Source organism: Rhodoferax sp. RT4P68 (assembly GCF_056521305.1).
In genome coordinates this window covers 1-1,250 of sequence record NZ_JBWMBB010000051.1, presented here as the reverse complement: position 1 = coordinate 1,250, position 1,250 = coordinate 1, and the positions used below count along the sequence as shown (strand labels likewise).

Here is a 1,250-nt window from a genome sequence, read left to right as displayed (position 1 = left end):
GAACCTTGTTTTACTTTCGTGGACACTCCAACCTAACCGAAGGAGTGATCAATGGGAATGCCCGGTCCAAGAATGGTCGGCCGTTATGGGATTGAATTCAAGCTGACGGCAGTCAAGATGTCCGAGTCGCCAGGGGTGTTGATCAAGGACGTTGCAGAGTCCTTGTGCATTCACCCCTTCATGTTGTCCAAGTGGCGCAAGCAGGTGCGCGAAGGAGTGCTGGTGGGTGACGATCCCAAGGTCGATCCAGACTCGGTAGCTGAACTGAGGCGACTCCAGGAAGTGGAGAAGAAGTATCAGCGGCTGCAACTGGAGCACGACCTGCTAAAAAAAGCCATCCGGTTTGCTTCCGTTCGAAAGGCGAAATCTTCGCCTTCATTGAAGCAAACCGGAAAACCCACGCGATCCAAATGATGTGCGAGTACTTCAAGGTCAGTCGTTCGGGCTTTTACGCTTGGCAGACACGCGAGCCAAGCGCACGCCAGCTGCGCGACGAAGTCCTTGCCGAGCAGGTAAGACGCATCCACACAGACAGCCGCGGCTACTACGGCAGCCCGCGTATCAAGCATGCGCTGTCCCACCAAGGGACCGAAGTCAGCAGAGGCACAGTTGCCCGCGTGATGCGCCGAGCCCGGCTGCAAGGGCGCAGTGCGCGCCTATATCGCCGTTCCCGCGTCGGCCAGAAAGCCTTCTTCACCAGCATTCCCAACACGGAGCGCGACGTGGAGCTTGAACGCATCAACCAGGTCTGGGTGGGCGATGTCACCTACCTCAAGGTCAGTGGCCAATGGCGCTATCTGGCCGTGGTGATGGACAAGTTCTCCAGGCGCATCATTGGGTGGAGTCTGGGGCGCAATCGCGATGCTGCATTGACCATGGAGGCCATCGACCATGCGGCGCGTAACCGCAAGCCGCAGGCCGGTCTGCATTTCCATAGTGATCGCGGCATCGAATATGCGGCCTGGGCCTATCGACAGAAGCTCACAAAATACGGCATGGTGCAGAGCATGAATCGACCGGGCAAGATGAACGACAACGCCCATATGGAATCGTTCTTCCATTCTCTAAAGACGGAAGAGTTGTACGGTCAAACATTCACGCTGGACGATGAATTGCGCAAGGTACTTCTGAGCTACATCCAGTTCTACAATCAGCAGCGCCTGCATTCTTCGATCGGCTACCGCTCACCTGCGATGTTTGAGAAGAGTGTGTGTTGACGAGCCTGTGTCTACTTTTGAAAAACAAGTTCC

The 1,250-nt window shown here is 55.9% G+C and carries 2 protein-coding genes; both read left to right on the top strand.

Annotated features, from left to right (window positions below; all coding sequences use genetic code 11):
* The first annotated feature begins 51 nt into the window (after positions 1-51).
* Positions 52-414, top strand: coding sequence for a transposase (locus tag AC099J_RS31610; protein ID WP_479619273.1), 363 nt, complete (start codon positions 52-54; stop codon positions 412-414).
* Positions 411-1,217, top strand: a complete 807-nt coding sequence (locus tag AC099J_RS31605) for an IS3 family transposase (RefSeq protein WP_479619272.1) — start codon at positions 411-413, stop codon at positions 1,215-1,217. Before AC099J_RS31610 ends, AC099J_RS31605 begins: the two co-directional genes overlap by 4 nt.
* Positions 1,218-1,250: the final 33 nt, after the last annotated feature.